Raw genomic sequence first — 19732 nt, forward strand, 5'->3', positions numbered from 1 at the left:
ATCTCTGCAAAAGGCACGTGGCTCGTAGCCACCGCGTAGCAAGATTTCCCGCATGCACAAAGACCAACCAACCCCCAGCAACCGCCTAAATTTCACCAAACGAGTCCTCGACCGGCTGACGCTGCCGTCCGAAGGTGTGGCCTACTTCTACGACACAGACACCAAAGGACTCGCGATCTGCGTCGGCAAGACCGGCCGAAAGAGTTTCTTGCTCTACCGACGCATCCAGGGCAGACCGGAGCGCATCAAGATCGGGCGCTACCCGGATGTGAGCATTGAGCAAGCTCGCAAGACCGTCGCGGCGCTGAATGCAGACATCGCGCAGGACCTCAATCCTGCCGAGTCGATGCGCGACCGACGCAATGAGATGACGCTGGCCGACTTCTTCAAGGTGTACTACGAGCGCCACGCATCCGTCCGCAAGATCTCCCACAAGGAAGACCTCGAGAAGTTCGAGCGCCACATCGACACGAATAACTACGGAGTCAACCTTGCAAAACTGCGGCTGTCGGACATCACGCGTGCTCAGCTGATCTCCCATCACGCAAAGATGGGCCACATCCCGACGACGGCCAACCGCGTGATCGCACTCATCAGCTCGATGTACAGCCGTGCCATCCAGTGGGGCTACTTCGACGGCAACCATCCCTGCCGGGGAATGGACAAGTACAGGGAGAAGTCCCGCTCAAGATTCGTACTCCCCGATGAGATGCCCCGCCTCATGCTGGCCATGGAGCATGAAACGAACGAGCTGGTGCGTGACTTCGTGAAACTCGCCCTGTACACGGGGGCACGCCGCAGCAATGTCCTGGCTATGCAATGGCCAGACGTGCACCTTGAACGCAAGGAATGGAGCATCGAGAGAACCAAGAATGGCGAGCCACAGACCGTGCTGCTGACCCCCGAGGCCATCGAGGTTCTGAAGCGAAGAAAGAAGGCAGCCGAAGGCAGCAATTCTCTTTTCGTGTTCCCTGGTTCCGGCGAATGCGGTCATTTGGTGGAGCCACGAGGGGCTTGGGAGCGCATGCTGGCGCGCGGCACGGCGTTGGGTTTGGTTGAGGCGTTGGCGGAGAAGGCAACGGCCAAGACCTTCGACTACCAACTGGCCCTGGAAGAGGCCATCGACTTCCCGGTCCAGACCATCGAACGCTACACGCCATTGGCGGAGAAGCACGGGCTGCACTTGCAGCACTACGAGATGCGTGACCTGCACATTCATGACCTGCGCCGCACACTGGGATCTTGGCTTGCCAGCAGCGGCACCAGCCTACCCATCATCGGCAGGGTTCTGAATCACAAGACCCCGGAAGCCACCAAGGTCTACGCTCGATTGATCGTCGCCCCGGTTCGCAACGCCATGGAAGAAGCCACGGCGGCCATGCGCAAGATCGGCGAGCAGTAGAACCCCACGGCGCGGGGCCGATTGAATTTCGCATCACTTGAACAAAAGTAGTGCGGATATTAAACTCACTCCTCATGAACCAGTCTGACCACATCCTCGAACTGGCCCGGCACCGACGCGTGCTGCGGGCGGCGGATGTGCGCGAGCACGGCTGGTCGCCGCAGCTGCTGATCCGGCTGCACCACGCCGGCAAGCTGCAACGGCTGGACCGTGGCCTGTATGGACTGCCCGATGCTGAAGTCACCGAGCACCAGACGCTGATCGAGGTCTGCCAACGCGTGCCCAAGGCCGTGCTGTGCCTGCTGAGTGCGCTGCAATTCCATGAGATCGGTACGCAACTGCCGCACGAAGTGTGGATTGCGCTGCCTGAAGGCACCCAGACCCCGGCGCTGAGCTACCCCACGCTGCGCATCACGCGCCTGCGCGGCACTGCCTTTAGCGACGGTATCCAGACCGTGACCGACCACGGCGCCCCCATCCGCGTGTACAGCGCCGCCAAGACGGTGACCGACTGCTTCAAGTTCCGCAACAAGATCGGCCTGGACGTGGCGCTGGAGGCGCTGAAAGATGCATGGCACAGCCGCAAGGTCACCATGGCCGAACTAAGCCACTTCGCCAAGATCAACCGGGTCGAACGCGTGATGCAGCCCTATCTAGAGGCGGTGGCGCAATGACCGGCAACCTGTCCGCGTCGATCCTGGCCCGACTGCTGACCCTCGCCAAACAGCGCGGCGACGACTACAGCCTGCTGCTGCACCGCTTCGGCATGGAGCGCCTGCTGGCTCGCGTCAGCGCCTCACCGCATGCCGACCGCTTCTTGCTGAAGGGCGCCCTGCTCTTTGCACTCTGGTACGACACCCCGCACCGACCGACCAAGGACGCCGACTTGTTGGCCTTCGGCCCCGACGATGAGGCGAACCTGATCGCCACTTTCCGCGACATCGCCGCCATGGACCTGGGCGACGGCATCGTGTTCGACCCCGGCTCCGTGAAGGCCGGCGCCATTCGCGAGGACAACACCTACGGCGGCACCCGCATCACGCTGGTGGCACGCATCGGCTCCGCACGCTGCGCCCTGCAGATCGACGTGGGCTTCGGTGATGCCGTCACGCCGGGGCCACAAACAGTGGCTTACCCCACCTTGCTGGGCGACTTCCCAGCCCCCACGCTGCGGGTCTATCCGGTCTACACCGTGATCGCCGAGAAGTACCAGGCCATGGTCATGCTGGGGCAAGCGAACAGCCGCATGAAGGACTTCTTCGACCTGGCGGTGATCGCACGGCGCACGGAACTGGACGGTGCCACACTGGCAGCGGCCATTGCCGCCACCTTTGCCCGACGCCAGACCGCCCTGCCCACCGAGCGGCCCTTGGCACTGACCCAGCAGTTCAGTGAAGACGCCGCAAAGCTGCGTCAGTGGCAGGCCTTCCTGAACAAGAACCGCATCGAAGCCGCGAGCCTGGGTGAGACCGTCGCACTGCTGGACGACCTGCTGTGGCCACCGACGCAGGTTGCGGCTTCTGGCAGTCAGGCAACAGCCACATGGCGTCCCGAAGCCCTGCGCTGGGTCTAGCCCAACCTGCAACGGCTTCGGGCATCTTCAAAGCAGCGACGGAATCTTCCGCTTCTCGACCGGCCGGATGTAGCGGGCCAGCACGGCATCGCTGCGGTGCCCAGTCTGCTCGCGGATGAGCCATGTGGGCAGAGACGCCATCGCCGCTGTGGTCACGTAGCCTGCGCGGAGACTGTGACCTGAGAATTCTTCCGGCTCACGCCCCATGGCCTTGGCCGCGCGCTTCACGATCAATGCCACCGACTGCGCCGTCAGCGGGTCATCAGACACCACGCCACCCTTGGTCACCGAGCGGAACAGCAAGCCGGTCTCGATGCCCGCCACCTCCAGCCACGCCTTAAGGCTCTGGATGGGGCACCGCTCGCCGCTGGCCTGCGGCAGAAACACCGAACGCCCCTTGCCAAACTGATCGGTCTTGGAAAACCGAAGCAGCACCTCGGCATGGGTCTCGTGGAAGGTCACGTCCTCAACCCGCAAGGCCACCAACTCAGCGCGGCGGAACGCACCCGCGAAACCAACCAGCAGCAAGGCCCTGTCTCGCGCTGCCTTGGTGGGGTGTGACTTCTGCTGGTCGAGCACGGCCAGCATCTCCAGCAGCACGTCGCGGGTGATTGGCTTCACCGCACGCTGGCGGGTGCCGTGCTGGCGGCGGATGCCTTTCATGGTCGCCACGACCACATCGGCCCGCGTCGGCGACTTCAGCCCTTGGTCGCGGTGGGCCTGAGCGATGGACACGCAGCGCCGCTCCAGCGTCGCCACTTTCATGGCCGGGGCTAACTTCGCCAAGTACTCCGCCACCATGGCCGGTGTTGCCGGTATGGCCCCGCCGTGTTGGATGAAATGGCGCACATCGCTGGCATAGGCCCGCTTGGTGGCTTTCGAGCTGGCAGAGGCGACATAGCCAGCCACGGAGCCGGTCGGCGGCTTCTCTGCCGTTTTGGCTGCGGTACTGGCGGTGGATTCTTCGCTCGACGCTGGCGATTTGGTGCCAGCCGATGCGTGCGGCTTTTTGGTGGTCATTTTGGTAGTGATAAGTGCGTGCTATCGCTACGAACGCAGCGACAAAAAAGCCGTGCGGCGCGAACGCGGCACGGCGGAATGAACTGGCCGCAACTTTGCGCTGCGGCCTGCGGACGGTGATTTGGAGTTAGTAGCAGCTGGGCAGCAGCACCGTGGTGACCGACCGGTCCCACTCGGTGATGACCCACACGACTGCCGGGGCGCCTTCCTTGCCGATGTCGAACGACGAGAAGATGCGCGACTCGCCAGACAAAACAGCCTGCCAGTTGGCATCGCGATCCTCCGCGCACATGGCGTCCCACTCGCACCGCTGGTGACGGCGCAGCAGGTCGAGGACGTTTGCGCCGCGCTTCTCGATCAACCGCAGCGCGGGCGGCGTGGCGACGACATCGCCCAACTCAAAGAGCACGGGCGGATGGATGGCGATGGGCAGTGGATCGTTGGGCGATGCAGGGCCTGCCTTCGGCGGCATGGCGGATTCTTGAGACATGGGGGTTCCTTCAGATGGGGTTGCGCCAACCTGCCCGCCAGAAACGACAAAGGGCTGAGACAAAACGTCTCAGCCCTTGGCGGTGACCGACAGCGGTCGGCAGATTTGCTTGTGCGGCGCGGCTGACCAGTTGAAGCCAGCCACTGCCGCGTCGTCACAGTAGCGCGGGGCGAAACCGGCCGCAATCTCGGTGTGACTTCGCTTCAGACGAACCAGAAATCACCACACATCCCAGCTGCCGTCATCGGACGATTTGTCCGCAAGGTTGGACGCGGCGCCATTCGGGACAGCGTAGCCCGATGGGACCGCGCCCGGACGAGCCGCCCTCACCAGAATGTCGCCCGAATCGAGCAGACGGATGTAGAGGTGGTCGCCGCATTGCAGACCGGCCCGTTCGGCAATATGGCTCGGCACTCGAACACCGAGCGAGTTACCCCATTTCGACAGCTTGCTTGGCATGGTGTTGCACTCACTTCATTGATACACATTGGCTATCGCAAATTGGCAGCCGGTGCCCTTGCCAACCATGCTTCTGTCTCTGTAGTGCTGCCTTGAGGCGGGTGGGCGAGAACGGCAGGCTGGTCATGTACAGGCCAAAGCCGACCAGGCCGATGAGGCCCAGCGCCATCACCCAGTGCAGCAGCATGGCCACCGGGGTGTAGCGGCCGGCCGAAGCACCGGCCGACGAGGATGAAAGGGGTTGCTTATGTGCCATGCCCAGCAGTTTAGGCATGGCACCATTCACGAAAATTGACCGTATTTGACGATTGATTTCAAATTTTTTGAGAAACCAATCCGTCAACGGTCAGTCCAGCGTCACACCCGCCTGCTTGATCACCTTTTCCCACTTGGTGGTTTCGGCAGCGATGAACGCATCGCAAGCCTCGGGGCTGGTGCCCTCGGCAAAGGTGCCCATGGCCTCCAGCTTGGCGCGGGTGTCGTCGCTGTGGATGATGGCGTTGACGGCATCCGACATCCGCTTGACGACGTCGCGCGGCGTGCCGGCCGGGGCGATCATGCTGGCCCAGGTGCTGCCGATCAGGCCAGGGATGCCCTGCTCCACGAACGTGGGCACGTCGGGCACGGCGGGCAGACGCTTGTCGCTGGACACGCCGATCAGCCGCACCCGGCCGCTTTTGCCTGACTGGATCAGGCCCGTGGGCGCGTCGAAGAACAGCTGAATCTGGCCGCCGAGCAAGTCGGTCAACGCTGGGGCCGCGCCCCGGTAGGGGATGTGCACCATGTAGGTCTGCGTCAGTGCCTTCATCAACTCGCTGGTCAGGTGCGCGGCCGAGCCCGTGCCCGACGAGCCGAAGCTGACCTTACCCGGGTTGGCCTTGGCGTAGGCCACCAGCTCTCTGGTGTTTTTGAACGGCGCGTTGTTGGGCACCGCCGCCAGCAGGGGCGACACGCCCATGAGCGACACGCCCACCAGGTCTTTGCGCGGGTTGTAGGGCAGCTTGGGGTACAGGGTGGTGTTGGCCGCATAGGCGGCGATCACCACGCCGAAGGTGTGCCCGTCGGGCGCGGCCTTGGCCACCATGTCCACCCCGATGATGCTGTTGGCGCCCGGCTTGTTGTCGATCACCACCGGCTGGCCCAGCGCCTTTTGCAAACCGGCCTGCACCAGCCGGGCCATCTGGTCGGTGAAACCGCCCGCGGTGTAAGGCACGATGATCTTGATGGGTTTGGTAGGCCACGCGGTTTGTGCCATGGCGGGCACGGCGGCAGAGGCGAGGCTTGCTGCCGTGGCCTGAAGCACGATGCGGCGGGAAAGGTTGGCGGACATGGCTTGTCTCCTTTTTATTGAACAAAATGGTCTTTACCGCCTGATTGGCGGTAAAAGTCAGCTATTCATTTCAGAGCGACTTGACCAACTCAGGCACAGCGGCAAAGAGGTCCGCCTCCAGCCCATAGTCGGCCACGCTGAAGATGGGGGCTTCGGGGTCCTTGTTGATTGCCACGATCACCTTGCTGTCCTTCATGCCCGCCAGGTGCTGGATGGCCCCGCTGATGCCCGCCGCGATGTACAGCTGCGGCGCCACGATCTTGCCGGTCTGACCCACTTGCAGGTCGTTGGGCGCGTAGCCCGCATCCACCGCCGCACGGCTGGCCCCGATGGCCGCACCCAGCTTGTCGGCCAGCGGGGTCATGACTTCGGTGAACTTTTCGCTGCTGCCCAGCGCCCGACCACCGCTGACGATGATCTTGGCCGCCGTCAGTTCGGGGCGGTCGTTCTTGGCGAGTTCGCTGCCTTTGTAGGCGCTCTTGCCGCTGTCGGCCGCTGCTGCGGTGGTTTCAATCGGGGCGGTGTTGCCTTGTGCAGCGGCGTCGAAGCCGGTGGCGCGCACGGTGATGACTTTGACCGCATCCGCGCTTTGCACGGTGGCGATGGCGTTGCCGGCGTAGATGGGGCGCTCGAAGGTGTCGGCGCTGACGATCTTGGTGATTTCGCTGATCTGGGCGACGTCGAGTTTGGCAGCGACGCGGGGGGCGGCGTTTTTGCCGATGGCGGTGGCGGCAAAGAGGATGTGGCTGTAGCCGTTGGCGGCCTGGGCGGCGAGCACTTGGGCGGCCAGGTTCTCGGCCAGGGCATGGGCCAGGGTGTCGCTGTCGGCGTGCAGGACTTTGGCGACGCCCGCAATCTGGGCCGCGGCCGCAGCGGCAGCGCCGGCGTTGTGGCCGGCGATCAGCACGTGCACGTCACCGGCACCACAGGCCACGGCGGCGGTGACGGTGTTGAGGGTGGCGCCTTTGAGGCTGGCGTTGTCGTGTTCGGCGATGACAAGAACGGTCATGGTGTGGTTTCCTTGAATCGGGTGGGTGGTCTGAATGGGGGGCTGGGTCGATGTGACGTGGCGGCCGTTCAGATCACTTTCGCTTCGTTCTTGAGTTTGTCGACCAGGGTGGCGACATCAGGGACTTTGATGCCGGCTTTGCGGCCTGCGGGTTCGCTGACCTTGACGGTCTTCAGGCGCGGGGCAACGTCCACGCCCAGGGCTGCCGGGGTCACGATTTCCAAGGGCTTTTTCTTGGCTTTCATGATGTTGGGCAGGGTGACGTAGCGCGGTTCGTTCAGGCGCAGGTCGGTGGTGACGACGGCGGGCAGGCTCAGGGCCAGGGTTTCCAGGCCGCCGTCGATTTCGCGGGTGACGGTGGCTTTGCCTTCGGCGATCTCGACCTTGGAGGCGAAGGTGGCCTGGGGCAGGTCGGTCAGGGCGGCGAGCATCTGGCCAACTTGGTTGGCGTCGTCGTCGATGGCTTGTTTACCGAGGATGACGAGGCCGGGTTGTTCTTTGGCCACCAGAGCAGCGAGGAGTTTGGCCACGGCCAGGGGTTGGAGTTCGTCTGCAGACTCCACCAGGATGGCCCGGTCGGCTCCGATGGCCATGGCGGTGCGCAGGGTTTCCTGGCATTGGCTCACGCCGCACGACACCGCGATGACTTCCGTCACCACGCCTTTTTCTTTCAGGCGCACGGCTTCTTCAACGGCAATCTCGTCAAACGGGTTCATGCTCATCTTCACGTTGGCGATGTCCACCCCCGTGCCGTCCGACTTGACCCGTACCTTGACGTTGTAGTCCACCACTCGCTTGACCGCGACCAGTACTTTCATGGTTTTCACCTTTTCATTCAGTTGGAGGATGTGCGCGAGGCTTCGCCAGCGAGCGAATCGCGCAGTTCACGTTTGAGCACCTTGCCGATGGCACTGCGGGGCAGTTCGCCCACCACATGCACAGCGGCCACGCGCTGGGTTTTGCCCGCGCGGGCGTTGAACCAGTCTTTCAGACTCTCGGGGCTGGCATCACCGGCATCGGCTGCAGGGCGAACCACCACAAACGCCACCGGGGTTTCGCCCCATTGCACACTGGGCATGCCCACCACCGCCACGTCCTGCACGGCAGGGTGCTGGCGGAACTGGGCCTCCAGGTCACTGGGGTAAACATTGAAGCCGCCGCTGATGATCATGTCCTTGCGGCGGTCCATCAGCACCAGGAAGCCGTCTGCGTCCAAGCGGCCCACGTCGCCGGTACGGATGAAGCGCTTGCCCTGGGCATCGAACCATTCGGCCTCGCGGGTTTTGTCGGGCTGGTTGTGGTAGCCCGTCATCATGCCGGGGGAGTGGCCCACGACCTCGCCCACGGCATCGGGGTTGACGGCCAGGTTCAGTTCAATGCCGTCCTCGTCAATCAGGCGGATGTCGTGCCCTTCGGCTGGACGGCCCACCGTGTGCAGCTTGTCGGGGTGTTCGTGGGCGTTGAGCAAACAGGTGCCACCGCCTTCGGTCATGCCATAGAACTCCACCAGCCCGCCCGGCCAGCGGCGCAGCACCTCGGCTTTGAGCGCCGCCGAAAACGGCGCGCTGGTGCAGAACTTCATCTGGAAGGCCGACAGGTCGAAGGCATCAAAGTCCGCCACGGCCATCAGCCGCTGGTACTGCACCGGCACCAGCATGGTGTGGGTGATGCGCTCTTGCTGCGCCAGTTCCAGGTAACGCCGTGCATCGAACTTCGGCATCAGCACCACGGCACCGCCGAAGGCCAGCGTGGGGAAAAAGACCACCAGCGTGGTGTTGGAATACAGCGGGGTGGACAGCAGGGCCCGACTGGCGGGGCCGTAGCCGTAGGCCAGCCCCCGGCGCACGTGGGTCCAGCGCATGCCGTGCGACTGCACGATGCCTTTGGGCGTCCCGGTGGTGCCCGACGAATAGATGATGTTGAACGGTGCCTCGGGCGCGATGGCCACCGGCTGGGGTTGTGAACCTTCAGGAGCCATCCAGGTGCCCAGGTCCGCCAGCAAAGACACCTGGGGCACACCGTGGTCCGCAGGCACCAGGGCCTGGGTGCTGGCGTCCACCCACAGGTGCTGTGCCTGCGCATCGCGCAGCATGGCAACCAGCGTGTCAGGGGTGACGGACGGGGCCAGCGGCGCCACCACCACACCCGCGCGCAAAGCCCCAAGGAACAACACAACGTAGTCCACGCTGGCGTTGGCATACACCGCAATGGCCTGGCCCGCCTGCACACCGTCGCGTTGCAGCGCGGCGGCCACCCGGTCCATGCGGGCGTCCAACTCGGCGTAGGTCAGCGACCGCTCGGGGTCTTGAACGGCCAGGGCAGCGGGTTGCGCAGCGGCCAGCGTGCGCAGCCGTTCGGGAAGCGGGATGAACGGGGTGTCCGGGTGGATGGCAGGGACGGGGGTCATTCGACAGCGAGGCCTTTGTCTTGGATGACCTTGCCCCACTTGGTGTAGTCCTGCTCCACCCGTTGGGCGAGTTGAGCGGGGTTCTGATACCGGGCAATGGCGCCCGCATTCAGCAGTTTGTCTTGTGTGTCCTTCTCGGCCAGGATCTGGCTGCACTCGGCCGCCACGCGGTCCACGATGGCCTTGGGCGTGCCCAACGGAGCCAGCAAGCCGCCCCAGGACACCGCCTCAAAACCCTTGAACCCCTGCTCGGCGATGGTTTTCACATCGGGCAGTACGCTGACCCGCTGCGGCGAACCCACCGCAATGGCGCGCAGCTTGCCCGACTGGATGTGGGGCAGGGCCGCCACCAAGTCGGCATACATCAGCGGCACCTGACCGCCAATGATGTCGGTGATGGCGGGCACACCGCCTTTGTAGGGCACGTGCTGCATGTCAAAACCGCCCATTTGCTTGAGCAGCTCCATGCTCAGGTGGCCGAAACTGCCCGGGCCCGAGCTGGTGTAGTTGAGCTTGCCCGGCTGCGCCTTGGCGTGGGTGATCATGCGCTGCACGTCGGTGACGGTGGGCATTTGCGTGGGGTTGACCACCACCACGATGGGCAGGTCGTACAGCGTGGCCACGGGCGTGAAGTCGTTCACGGTGTGGTAGCCCGCCTTCTTGTACAGGTGCGGGGCCAGCAGCGTGGGGGTGGCCAGCATCATCAGGGTGTAGCCATCGGGGGCCGCCTTCATGAACTGCACCGCGGCAATGGAGCCGGACGCACCGGCGCGGTTTTCCACCACCACGGGCTGCTTGAGCCGCTCAGCCAGCTTCTGGCCCACGATGCGCGCGGCCGTGTCGGTGGGACCACCGGGCGGGAACGGCACCACCAGCTTGATGGGTTTGGCTGGCCAGGCCTGGGCCAGCGCGGAGGGGCCGACCAGGGCGGCCGCCACGCCCACCAGGGCCGCCAAACAGGTGCGGCGCCCCAACCGGGACGGCGCGAAAGGGAGGGAAGTCGGGTTCATGCTCAGGTTCCTTGCCTTGGACTCAAACAACGTCAAACAACGCGGGGATCAGTCCAGCTTGGCGCCGGACACCTTCACCACGCGTTCCCACACCAGGGCGTCCTTCTTGAACTGGGCGGCAAACTGCTCGGGGCTGCTGCCCACGGGCAAAAAGCCCATTTGCTGGATGCGTTCGCGCACCTCAGGCAGCGCCAGCACGGCCTGCACTTCCTTGCCCAGGCGGGCCACCACCTCGGGCGGGGTCTTAGCCGGCGCACTCATGCCCAGCCAACCGGTGACCTGGAACACCTCGTCCTTCACACCCTGCTCGGACATGGTGCTGACCTTGGGCAGGGCCTCCATGCGCTGGGTGCCCGTCACGGCCAGGGGTTTGAGCTTGCCGGATTCGATGTAGGGCCGTGCCGACTGCAGGCTGGCAAACGCCATCTGGAGTTGCCCGCCCACCAGGTCTTGCAGCATGGGGGCTTCGCCCTTGTAGGCCACGTGGTTCATGTCGGCCTTGAGCTTGTCGGACAGCCAGGCGCCGGCCAGGTGGGCGTATGAGCCCATGCCCCACGAGCCGTAGGCGATCTTGCTCTTGTTCTTTTCGATGTAAGCCAGCAGTTCGGGCGCGGTGGCCACCGGCAGTTGCGGGTTGACCAGCAACACCACAGGCGCCAGGGCAATCTGCGTGATCAGCGCCTGGTCTTTCTGCGGGTTGTAGGGCAGCTTTTCGTACAGGAACTGGTTGATCAGCATGGTGGTGCCCAACGACACCAGGAGGGTGTGGCCGTCTGCGGGTGATTTGAGCGCTGCGTCGGTGCCCGTCACGCCCCCTGCCCCGCCCCGGTTGTCCACCAGCACGGGCTGGCCCAGGCGGGTGGACAGCTTTTCGCCAATGGTGCGCGCCGTGATGTCGGTGGCACCGCCTGCCGCGTAGGGCACGATGAGTTTGATGGGCTTGCTGGGCCATGCTTGCGCGTGCGCAGTGCCCGTCATGCCCAGTGCGGCCAGGGCACTGGCAGCAGCCAGCGCGGTGGCCAAGGTGCGGCGTTGAAAAAATGCGTTCATCTCAATGTCTCCTGTGGGTGGTGGAAAGGGAACGGTGTGGGCGTCGAAGGCTGGGGGGCTCAATCCGGCAGCGTCAGCACGCCCTGGGCGCGCAGGGCTTCCAGCTGTTCGTCGCTCATGTGCAGCAACTGGGTCAGCACCTCGCGGGTGCCTTCGCCCAGCGTGGGCGGTGCGTTGCGGATGGGCAGGCGCTGCCCGTCCAGCCGGTACGGTGGGGCAAACACATGGGTGCTGCCCGCCACCGGGTGCGGCATGTGTTGCACCAGCCCGCCGCGTTGGGTGCGCTCGCTGGTCAGCGCCTCGTGCAGGCCCGCCACCTTGCCGCAGGGTATGCCGTGCGCGGTCAGCCGCTCCAGCAGCACGTCGCGCGGGAATTGGCGGATCAGCTCGGTGACCATGGGTGCCAGTTCCAGGCGGTTGCGGGCACGTTCCACGTTGGTGGCAAAGCGGGGGTCTTCGACGATGTCGGGCCGCATCACCACCTGGCGGCAGAACTTGTCGAACTGGCTGTTGTTGCCCACGGCAATGATCAGCGGGCCGTCCGCCGCCTCGAACATGCCGTAGGGCACGATGGAGGGGTGCGCGTTGCCGTAGCGGGCGGGGTCTTTGCCCAGAATCAGCGCGTCCAGCCCGTAGTAGCCGGTGACCATCAGGCCGCAGTCGTACAGCGCCAACTCGATCAGTTGGCCTTTTTGGGTTCGCTCGCGGCGGAACAGCGCGGCCAGCACGGCCTGCGCTGCATACATGCCGGTCATCATGTCCACCACGGCCACGCCGAACTTCAGCGGAGGCATGCCCGCGTCGCCGTTCAACGCCATCAGGCCCGCCTCGCCCTGGATGACCAGGTCATAGCCCGGCCGCTTGGCCTCGGGGCCGCTGCTGTCGTAACCCGCAATGGCGCAGTAGATCAGGTCGGGCTTGAGGGCCTTGAGCTGCTCGTATCCCAGACCCAGCTTCTCGGCCCCGCCGGTTTTGAAGTTGTGGATCACCACGTCGAACTGCGGCAGCAGTTGCTGCACGATGCGCAAGGCCTCGGGGCTTTGCAGGTCCAGCGTGATGGACCGCTTGTTGCGGTTCATGCCGTTGTAGTAGGTGGTCTCGGTCTTGCCGATGCGGATGCCCCAGTCGCGGGTGTCGTCACCCCGCCCGGGGTGCTCCACCTTGATGACCTCGGCCCCAAAGTCGGCCAGCACCTGGCCGCACAGCGGCCCGGCGAACACGCGGGACAGGTCCAGCACCCGCACGCCGCTCAGCGGCAGATCGGGGGTGTCGGAATCGATAGAGGTTTGTGCCATGTCGTGTGATGCGTGGGATGGGGTCAGGCAGCGGGGCGGCGCAGCTTGACGAAATCGGCCGGGCGTTTGTCCAGAAACGCCCCAATGCCCTCCAGCGATTCGGCGCTTTCCTGCGCCAGCACCATGTGGCCCGCTTCGCGCTCCAGCTGGGCTTCCAGCCCGTCGCGGTGGGCGTGGCGGCACAGGTCCTTGATGCGGGCCATGGCCTTTGTGGGGCCATCGGCCACCTGGCGGGCCAGCGCCAGCGCGGCGTCCAACGCCTGCCCGGGTTCGGCCAGCCGGTTGACGGGCCCCAGCGCATGCAGGCGCTCGCCGCTGACGCGCTCGCCGGTCAGGCACAGCTCGGTCAGCACCTGGCGCGAGACGAACTCGGCCAGAAAGGCCGTGGCCCCGCCGTCGGGCGTGAGGCCCACTTTCACATAAGCCACCGAAAACACCGCGTTGCGGGCGGCGACCAGCATGTCGCAAGCCAGCGCCAGCGACAGGCCCGCGCCCGCCGCCGCGCCTTCCACGGCGGCGATGACGGGTTTGGGACAGTCGCGCACCGAGCGGATCAGGTCGTGCAGGCCCTCCAGCCGTTCGCGCCGCTCGCTCACCGGCAGCTCGCGCCGCTTGATGAGCTGGCGCAAATCGCCCCCGGCGCAGAAGTGGCCGCCCTCCCCGGTCAGCACCACCGCGCCCACCGTGGGGTCGGCCGCTGCGGCTTGCAGCGCGGCCTTGACGCCCAGGTAGAACTCCAGGGTGAGCGCGTTGCGCGCGGCCACGTTGTTGTTGGACAGGACCAGCACGGCCCCATCGCGGCGGGTCAGCAGGGCATCGGAAGCTGCGGTCTGCGTGCTCATGGCTCAGACCTCTGCCGTGGCCTGGGACAGCGCGATGAAGCGCGCCAGGTGGTGGTCTTCGTCGCCAAACTGGTGATCGATCATCACCAACCGCTTGGCGTAGTGCGACAGAGGCAGCTCCCAGGTCATGCCAATGCCGCCGTGCATCTGGATGCTTTCTTCCGCCACCAGCGTGCCGATGCGGCCCACGCTGTATTTGGCAGCCGACAAGGCTTTTTCCCGCGCCAGGCGGTCGGTGTCGTCCACCGCGGCTGCCGCGTTGATCACCGCCGAGCGGGCCTGCTCCACCTCCAGCAGCAGGTCGGCCATGCGGTGTTGCAAGGCCTGGAAGCTGCCAATGGGCACGCCGAACTGCTTGCGGGTGCGCAGGTACTCCAGCGTCTGGTCCTTGGCCACGTCCATGGCACCCAGGCTTTCAGATGCCAGCGCCAGCAGCGCATAGCCGCTGATGCGCTCCAGCACCGCCAGGCCCTGGCCCTCGGTGCCCAGCAGCGCGTCGGCCCCCACGGCCACGCTGGCCAAGGTCAGCTCCGCCGTGCGGCCCCCGTCGATGCGGCCATTGCCCCGTTTGGACAGCCCCGCCGCCGTGCCCGGCACCAGGAACAGGCTGATGCCGTCTGCATCCGGTGCAGCGCCCGAGGTGCGTGCCGACACCAGCAGCAGGTCTGCCGAATCGCCCAACGGCACCACGGCCTTGGTGCCGTTCAGCACCCAGCCTGTAGCCGTCTGTGCAGCGGTCATGGCCACATGGCTCAGCTCGTAATGGCTGCCGGGCTCGTCGTGCGCCAGCGCGGCCACGGTGCCACCGCTGACGATGCCCTCCAGCTGCGCCCGCTGTGCGTCGGTGCCCGCCGCGATCAGCGCCTGCCCCACCACCAGCGCGCCCAGCATGGGCTCCACGGCTAGGTTGCGGCCCAGGCATTCGAACACCAGGCTCACGTCAAAACCCGAGCCGCCAAAGCCGCCCGCCTCTTCCGGGAACAGGGCACCAATGGCCCCCAGTTCCGCCAGACCGGCGTACAGCGATGTTGAATAGCCAAAAGTGCCTTCCGCGCTTTGGTGGCGTCTTTCGATGCTATTGTTTTCAGAAAGGTAGCGGTTCAGCGAGTCCGCCAGCATGCGGCGGTCTTCGGTGTGTTGGAAGTTCATGTGTGTGTCCTTCTGGCGCGGCTCACAGGCCCAAAATCATCTTGGAGATGATGTTTTTCTGGATCTCGTTGGACCCACCGAAGATCGACAGCTTGCGGTAGTTGAAATAGTTGGCCGCAGCGGTGGCCGCTTCAGGCTCGCCCAGCGGCGGCTCGGCATACCCTTCGTACTGCGCGGCTTCCACAAACGGAATGGCGTAAGGCCCCATGGCCCGGCGGATGAGCGACAAAATCTCTTGCCGGATTTCGGTGCCGCGAATCTTGAGCATGGAGCTTTCGGCCCCCGGCACGCCACCACCGGCCACGGCGGCAATCACCCGCAGGTTGGTGGTTTTCATGTTCTCCAGGTCAATTTCCACGCGGGCCATGCGGGCGGCAAACAGCGGGTCGCGGTCCAGCGGCTGGCCGTTCTTCAACACGCGGGCGGCAATCACCTTCAGCTTGGCCAGCGCGGCCACACAAAAGCCCACGCCCGCAATGCCGGTGCGCTCGTAGGTGAGCAAAAACTTGGCGTAGGTCCAGCCCTTGTTTTCTTCGCCCACCAGGTTCTCGGCGGGCACCTTCACGTCGGTGAAGAACACCTCGTTCACCTCGCGGTCGCCGTCCAGCGTGCGGATGGGGCGCAGCTCCACGCCGGGGCTGTTCATGTCCACCAGCAGGAAGCTGATGCCCGACTGGGCCTTGGCCTCGCGGTCGGTGCGCACCAGGCAGAAGATCATGTTGGCGTGCTGGCCCTGGGTGGTCCAGGTCTTTTGGCCGTTGACGATGTAGTGGTCACCCTCGCGAACTGCCGTGGTTTTCACCGAAGCCAGGTCCGACCCCGCGCCGGGCTCGGAGTAGCCCTGGCACCACCAGTCTTCCCCGCTCAGGATGCGGGGCAGCCAGTACGCCTTTTGCTGCTCGTTGCCGTATTTGATGAGCACCGGGCCCAGCATGTTCACGCCAAAGGGCACGATGCGCGGGCCACCGGCCAGTGCGCACTCGGTGTCGAAAATGAACTTTTCCACCGCGCCCCAGCCCGGGCCGCCGTGGGCCTTGGGCCAGTGGTTGGCCAGCCAGCCACGGGCGTTGAGGATGGCGTGCCATTCCTCCTGGTCGGCCTTGGTCAGGCGTTGCCCGGCCTTCACCTTGTGGGCAATGCGTTCGGGCAGCTTGTCTTTCAGGAAGGCGCGCACTTCGTCGCGGAACGCCAGCTCCTGCGGGGTGAATTGAAGGTCCATTTCGGCAGCTCCCCTGCTTCAGAAAATTTCAAACAGCCCGGCGGCACCCATGCCCCCGGCAATGCACATGGTCACCACGCCCCACTTGACGCGCTGGCCCGCGGCCTTGCGGCGGCGGCCTTCCAGCAGGATGTGGCCGGCCAGCCGCGCCCCGGTCATGCCAAAGGGGTGGCCGATGGCGATGGCACCGCCATCGACGTTCAGGCGCTCGGCCGGGATGCCCAGCGTCTGCTGGCAATACAGGGCTTGCGAGGCAAAGGCCTCGTTCAACTCCCACAGGTCAATGTCATCCACCGTCAGGCCGTGGCGCTTGAGCAGCTTGGGCACGGCGTACACGGGGCCAATGCCCATTTCGTCCGGCTCGCAACCGGCCACCGCCATGCCGTGGAAGGCCCCCAGCGGTTGCAGGCCCAGGCGCTCGGCCTCGGCGGCTTCCATCAGCACGCAGGCGCTGGCACCGTCGGACAGCTGCGAGGCATTGCCCGCGGTGATGAACTGCTCCGGCCCCTTCACCGGGGCCAGCTTAGCCAGCGACTCGTAGGTGGTGCCCGCGCGGTTGCAGTTGTCCGCGGTGGCGGTCACTTCGCGCTGGCTGACCGTGCCGGTTTCCTTGTCGGTGACGGCCATCACCGTGGTGCAAGGCACGATTTCCTCGGCGTACCGGCCTGCGGCCTGGGCCTCGGCCACCTTGCGCTGGCTCTCCACCGAGAAGCGGTCCTGCGCCTCGCGGCTGATGCCGTAGCGGCGGGCCACCACGTCGGCGGTGTCGATCATTTCCATGTACAGCGCGGGCTTGTGCTCCACGATCCACGGGTCCAGGCCGCTCTGGCCGTCCTGGCGGCTGCGAATGCCCGAAATGCTTTCCACCCCACCGGCAATCATGGCCGGGGCACCGTCCACCACGATGCGCCCTGCGGCAATGGCAATGGCCTGCAGGCCCGAGGCGCAAAAGCGGTTGACCGTGGTGCCCGCAATCGTCAGCGGCAGTTGCGAGCGGATGATGGTCTGCCGCGCCACGTTGCGCCCGGTGATGCCTTCGGGGTAGCCGCAACCCAAAATCGCGTCTTCGATCAGCGCCGGGTCAATGCCCGCGCGGTCCACGGCGGCGCGCACGGCAAAACTGGCCAGCGTGGGACCGGGGGTGATGTTGAACTCGCCGCGGTGCGATTTGGTCAGCGGCGTGCGGGCGGTCGAAACGATGACGGCTTGGCGCATGGGTGTGAGTCTCCGGGGGGTGTTCTGTGAGCGGGGTTCAGCGTTGAGCCTGGTTCAGGCTGTCGAAGTTGCGGCCTTCGGCCACCAGTTGTTCCAGCAGCGGCGCGGGCTGCCAGAACAGCGGGTCTTCCTGGGCAAAGCTGCGCAGGTCGGCCAGGATCTGGTCCAGGCCCACCGTGTCGGCGTACTTCATGGGGCCACCGCGAAAACGCGGGAAGCCATAGCCATAGAGGAAGGTCACGTCAATGTCCAGCGGGCGCAGCGCAATGCCGTCGGCCAGCACCTTGGCCCCTTCGTTGACAATGGCGGCCATGTAGCGGCGCATGATTTCTTCGGGCGTGAAGCTGCGGGGTGTGATGCCTTTCTTGGCCCGCTCGGCGTCCACAATGGCCAGCACCTCGGGGTCGGGCTGGCCGGTGCGAGCACCCTGCGGGTACAGGTAGAAACCGCGCCCGGTTTTCTGGCCAAACCAGCCGCGTTCGCAAATGCGGTCGGCAATTTCCACGTAGCGGGCCTTGGGGTCACGGGTGGCGGCGCGGCGCTTGCGCGTGGCCCAGCCAATGTCGCCACCGGCCAGGTCGGTCACCTGGCAGGGGCCCATGGGGTAGCCAAAGCCGCGCACGGCGGCGTCAATCTCGTAGGGGCTGGCCCCGTCTTCCATCAGGTAGTCGGCGGCCTGCTTGTAGGTGGCCAGGATGCGGTTGCCAATGAAACCGTCGCACACCCCGGCGCGCACCGGCACTTTTTTCATGCGCTTGGCCAGTTCGAACGCGGTCACCACCACGTCGGCGCTGACCTGGGCGGGCACCACGATTTCCAGCAGCTTCATGATGTTGGCCGGGCTGAAGAAGTGCAGCCCGATCACGTCCTGCGGGCGCGACGTGCTGGCCGCGATGGCGTCAATGTCCAGGTAAGAGGTGTTGGTGGCCAGCACCGCGCCGGGTTTGCAGACCTTGTCCAGCTGCTGGAACACGGCTTTCTTGACCTCCAGGTCCTCGAACACGGCTTCAATCACCAAGTCCACAGCGGCGACATCGGCGTAGTTGGTGCTGGGGGTGAAGCGGGCCAGCACCGCAGCCTTTTGCGCCTCGGTCATGCGGCCCTTGGCCAGCAGGCCGTCGTACACCTTGGTGACGTTGGCCACGCCACGGGCAATCGCCTCGGCATCGCGCTCCACCATCACCACAGGAAAGCCCGCGTCCAGCGCCGACACGGCAATGCCCGCGCCCATGGTGCCCCCGCCGATGATGGCCAGGCTGGCCACCGCACGCGGTGCGGCAGCGCGGGCCTCGGGCACCTTGGTCACTTCGCGCTCGGCAAAAAAGGCGTGGATCAGCCCGGCACGTTGCGGGCTGTCGATGCAGGCCAGGAACAAACGGCGTTCCAGCGCCATGCCCTGGTCAAACGGCAATTCGACCGCCGCACGCACGGCCTCGATGATCTTGAGCGGCGAGAACAGCCCGCGCGACTTCTTGGCCGTGTCGTCAGCCAGGGCGCTCAGCTCGGCCAAGGCGGCCTCGGCATTCGGAATGGCGATGTCGCGCACACGGCGCACGGGTGCGCCGCTGGCCAGCAGCTCGTTGGCATAGGCCAGCCCGGCCTCCTGCGCGGGGCGGCTGCCCTCGCTGGCCCCTTCGGGGGTGCCGTCCACGATGCGGTCCAACAACCCCGCTTGCAGTGCCGCCTGTGCCCCCATGGGCTTGCCGCTCAGCATGAATTCGGCCGCGGCCTTCACGCCCATGAGACGCGGGGCGCGTTGCGTGCCACCGGCACCGGGCATCAGGCCCAGGTCCACCTCGGGCAGGCCCACCTTGGCGGCGGGCAGGGCCAGGCGGTAGTGGGCGCCCAGCGCCACCTCCAAGCCGCCGCCCAGCGCGGCCCCCTGCAAGGCGGCCACCACGGGTTTGGTGCAGGCCTCAATGCGGTTGCACACATCGGGGAGGGCCGGGGGCACGGGCGGCTTGCCAAATTCGCGGATGTCGGCCCCGGCAATGAAGGTCTTGCCCTCGCTCACGATCAGCACGGCCTGGGTATCGGCATCGGCGTCGGCCTGCTCGATGGCGGCAAACAGACCCTGGCGCACGGCGGCGCTCAAGGCGTTGACGGGGGGGTTGTTGACGGTGACCACCAGAACGTGGCCATGCCGTTGGGTCGTCACTGCGGGTGACTGCGCTTCGTTCGCCATGCGAATGTCTCCAGGGTTCTCTTTGAAAGGCAGCCCGCATTCTTTTTCAGCGCATGGTTTTTTACAATTCCAAACTT

At 65.5% G+C, this 19732-nt stretch carries 19 protein-coding genes; 3 read left to right on the plus strand and 16 right to left on the minus strand.

Translation table 11 applies throughout. From position 1 onward, the window contains the following. The first annotated feature begins 52 nt into the window (after nucleotides 1-52). From CDE01S_RS01480 to CDE01S_RS01490, 3 genes are all read left to right on the plus strand, one after another. On the plus strand, nucleotides 53-1402 hold the full coding sequence (locus CDE01S_RS01480; protein ID WP_066702660.1) for a tyrosine-type recombinase/integrase: 1350 nt from the start codon (nucleotides 53-55) through the stop codon (nucleotides 1400-1402). 74 nt (nucleotides 1403-1476) lie between these two features. Next, complete coding sequence (locus CDE01S_RS01485; RefSeq protein WP_066702663.1) at nucleotides 1477-2076, plus strand: type IV toxin-antitoxin system AbiEi family antitoxin domain-containing protein; 600 nt, start codon at nucleotides 1477-1479, stop codon at nucleotides 2074-2076. Beyond that, complete coding sequence (locus CDE01S_RS01490) at nucleotides 2073-2975, plus strand: nucleotidyl transferase AbiEii/AbiGii toxin family protein (RefSeq protein ID WP_066702665.1); 903 nt, start codon at nucleotides 2073-2075, stop codon at nucleotides 2973-2975. Before CDE01S_RS01485 ends, CDE01S_RS01490 begins: the two co-directional genes overlap by 4 nt. Nucleotides 2976-3002: 27 nt before the next feature. On the opposite strand, the gene CDE01S_RS01495 is transcribed toward CDE01S_RS01490, so the two are convergent. From CDE01S_RS01495 to CDE01S_RS01565, 16 genes are all read right to left on the minus strand, one after another. Beyond that, on the minus strand, nucleotides 3003-3995 hold the full coding sequence (locus tag CDE01S_RS01495) for a site-specific integrase (RefSeq protein ID WP_245636077.1): 993 nt from the start codon (nucleotides 3993-3995) through the stop codon (nucleotides 3003-3005). A gap of 127 nt (nucleotides 3996-4122) precedes the next feature. Continuing rightward, nucleotides 4123-4485, minus strand: coding sequence for a hypothetical protein (locus CDE01S_RS01500; protein WP_245636078.1), 363 nt, complete (start codon nucleotides 4483-4485; stop codon nucleotides 4123-4125). 219 nt (nucleotides 4486-4704) lie between these two features. Then, nucleotides 4705-4944: an AbrB/MazE/SpoVT family DNA-binding domain-containing protein gene (locus CDE01S_RS18040; protein ID WP_084382627.1), complete on the minus strand. Its 240-nt coding sequence runs from the start codon at nucleotides 4942-4944 to the stop codon at nucleotides 4705-4707. Nucleotides 4945-4954: 10 nt separating this feature from the next. Then, nucleotides 4955-5218 carry a hypothetical protein gene (locus tag CDE01S_RS19225; protein WP_369406351.1) on the minus strand — a complete coding sequence of 88 codons (264 nt, stop codon included), beginning with the start codon at nucleotides 5216-5218 and terminating at the stop codon, nucleotides 4955-4957. A 72-nt stretch (nucleotides 5219-5290) separates the two neighbouring features. Then, nucleotides 5291-6274, minus strand: a complete 984-nt coding sequence (locus CDE01S_RS01510) for a tripartite tricarboxylate transporter substrate binding protein (RefSeq protein WP_066702670.1) — start codon at nucleotides 6272-6274, stop codon at nucleotides 5291-5293. A gap of 70 nt (nucleotides 6275-6344) precedes the next feature. Continuing rightward, nucleotides 6345-7283, minus strand: coding sequence for an electron transfer flavoprotein subunit alpha/FixB family protein (locus CDE01S_RS01515; protein WP_066702672.1), 939 nt, complete (start codon nucleotides 7281-7283; stop codon nucleotides 6345-6347). A gap of 68 nt (nucleotides 7284-7351) precedes the next feature. Continuing rightward, the gene (locus tag CDE01S_RS01520) at nucleotides 7352-8101 is read right to left on the minus strand and encodes an electron transfer flavoprotein subunit beta/FixA family protein (RefSeq protein WP_066702674.1); all 750 of its coding nucleotides are present in this window, start codon (nucleotides 8099-8101) and stop codon (nucleotides 7352-7354) included. 17 nt (nucleotides 8102-8118) lie between these two features. After that, on the minus strand, nucleotides 8119-9690 hold the full coding sequence (locus CDE01S_RS01525) for a class I adenylate-forming enzyme family protein (protein WP_066702677.1): 1572 nt from the start codon (nucleotides 9688-9690) through the stop codon (nucleotides 8119-8121). Beyond that, nucleotides 9687-10700, minus strand: coding sequence for a Bug family tripartite tricarboxylate transporter substrate binding protein (locus CDE01S_RS01530; protein ID WP_066702680.1), 1014 nt, complete (start codon nucleotides 10698-10700; stop codon nucleotides 9687-9689). The genes CDE01S_RS01525 and CDE01S_RS01530 overlap by 4 nt, the downstream gene beginning before the upstream one ends. Before the next feature lie 48 nt (nucleotides 10701-10748). Beyond that, entirely contained in the window at nucleotides 10749-11750 is a 1002-nt protein-coding gene (locus CDE01S_RS01535; RefSeq protein WP_066702682.1) for a Bug family tripartite tricarboxylate transporter substrate binding protein, read from the minus strand. A 59-nt stretch (nucleotides 11751-11809) separates the two neighbouring features. Next, entirely contained in the window at nucleotides 11810-13045 is a 1236-nt protein-coding gene (locus tag CDE01S_RS01540) for a CaiB/BaiF CoA transferase family protein (protein WP_066702684.1), read from the minus strand. Between the two features lie 23 nt (nucleotides 13046-13068). Beyond that, complete coding sequence (locus CDE01S_RS01545) at nucleotides 13069-13887, minus strand: oxepin-CoA hydrolase, alternative type (RefSeq protein WP_066702687.1); 819 nt, start codon at nucleotides 13885-13887, stop codon at nucleotides 13069-13071. A gap of 3 nt (nucleotides 13888-13890) precedes the next feature. Beyond that, nucleotides 13891-15036: an acyl-CoA dehydrogenase family protein gene (locus CDE01S_RS01550; RefSeq protein WP_066702690.1), complete on the minus strand. Its 1146-nt coding sequence runs from the start codon at nucleotides 15034-15036 to the stop codon at nucleotides 13891-13893. Nucleotides 15037-15058: 22 nt separating this feature from the next. Next, a complete protein-coding gene (locus CDE01S_RS01555) occupies nucleotides 15059-16255 on the minus strand; it encodes an acyl-CoA dehydrogenase family protein (protein WP_066702693.1) in 1197 nt (398 codons plus the stop codon). Between the two features lie 18 nt (nucleotides 16256-16273). Next, a complete protein-coding gene (locus tag CDE01S_RS01560; protein ID WP_066702695.1) occupies nucleotides 16274-17470 on the minus strand; it encodes an acetyl-CoA C-acyltransferase in 1197 nt (398 codons plus the stop codon). A gap of 37 nt (nucleotides 17471-17507) precedes the next feature. Further along, entirely contained in the window at nucleotides 17508-19655 is a 2148-nt protein-coding gene (locus tag CDE01S_RS01565; RefSeq protein WP_066702697.1) for a 3-hydroxyacyl-CoA dehydrogenase NAD-binding domain-containing protein, read from the minus strand. Nucleotides 19656-19732 lie beyond the last annotated feature (77 nt).

This window comes from Curvibacter delicatus NBRC 14919, from assembly GCF_001592265.1.
Taxonomy (GTDB): Bacteria; Pseudomonadota; Gammaproteobacteria; order Burkholderiales; family Burkholderiaceae_C; genus Hylemonella; species Hylemonella delicata.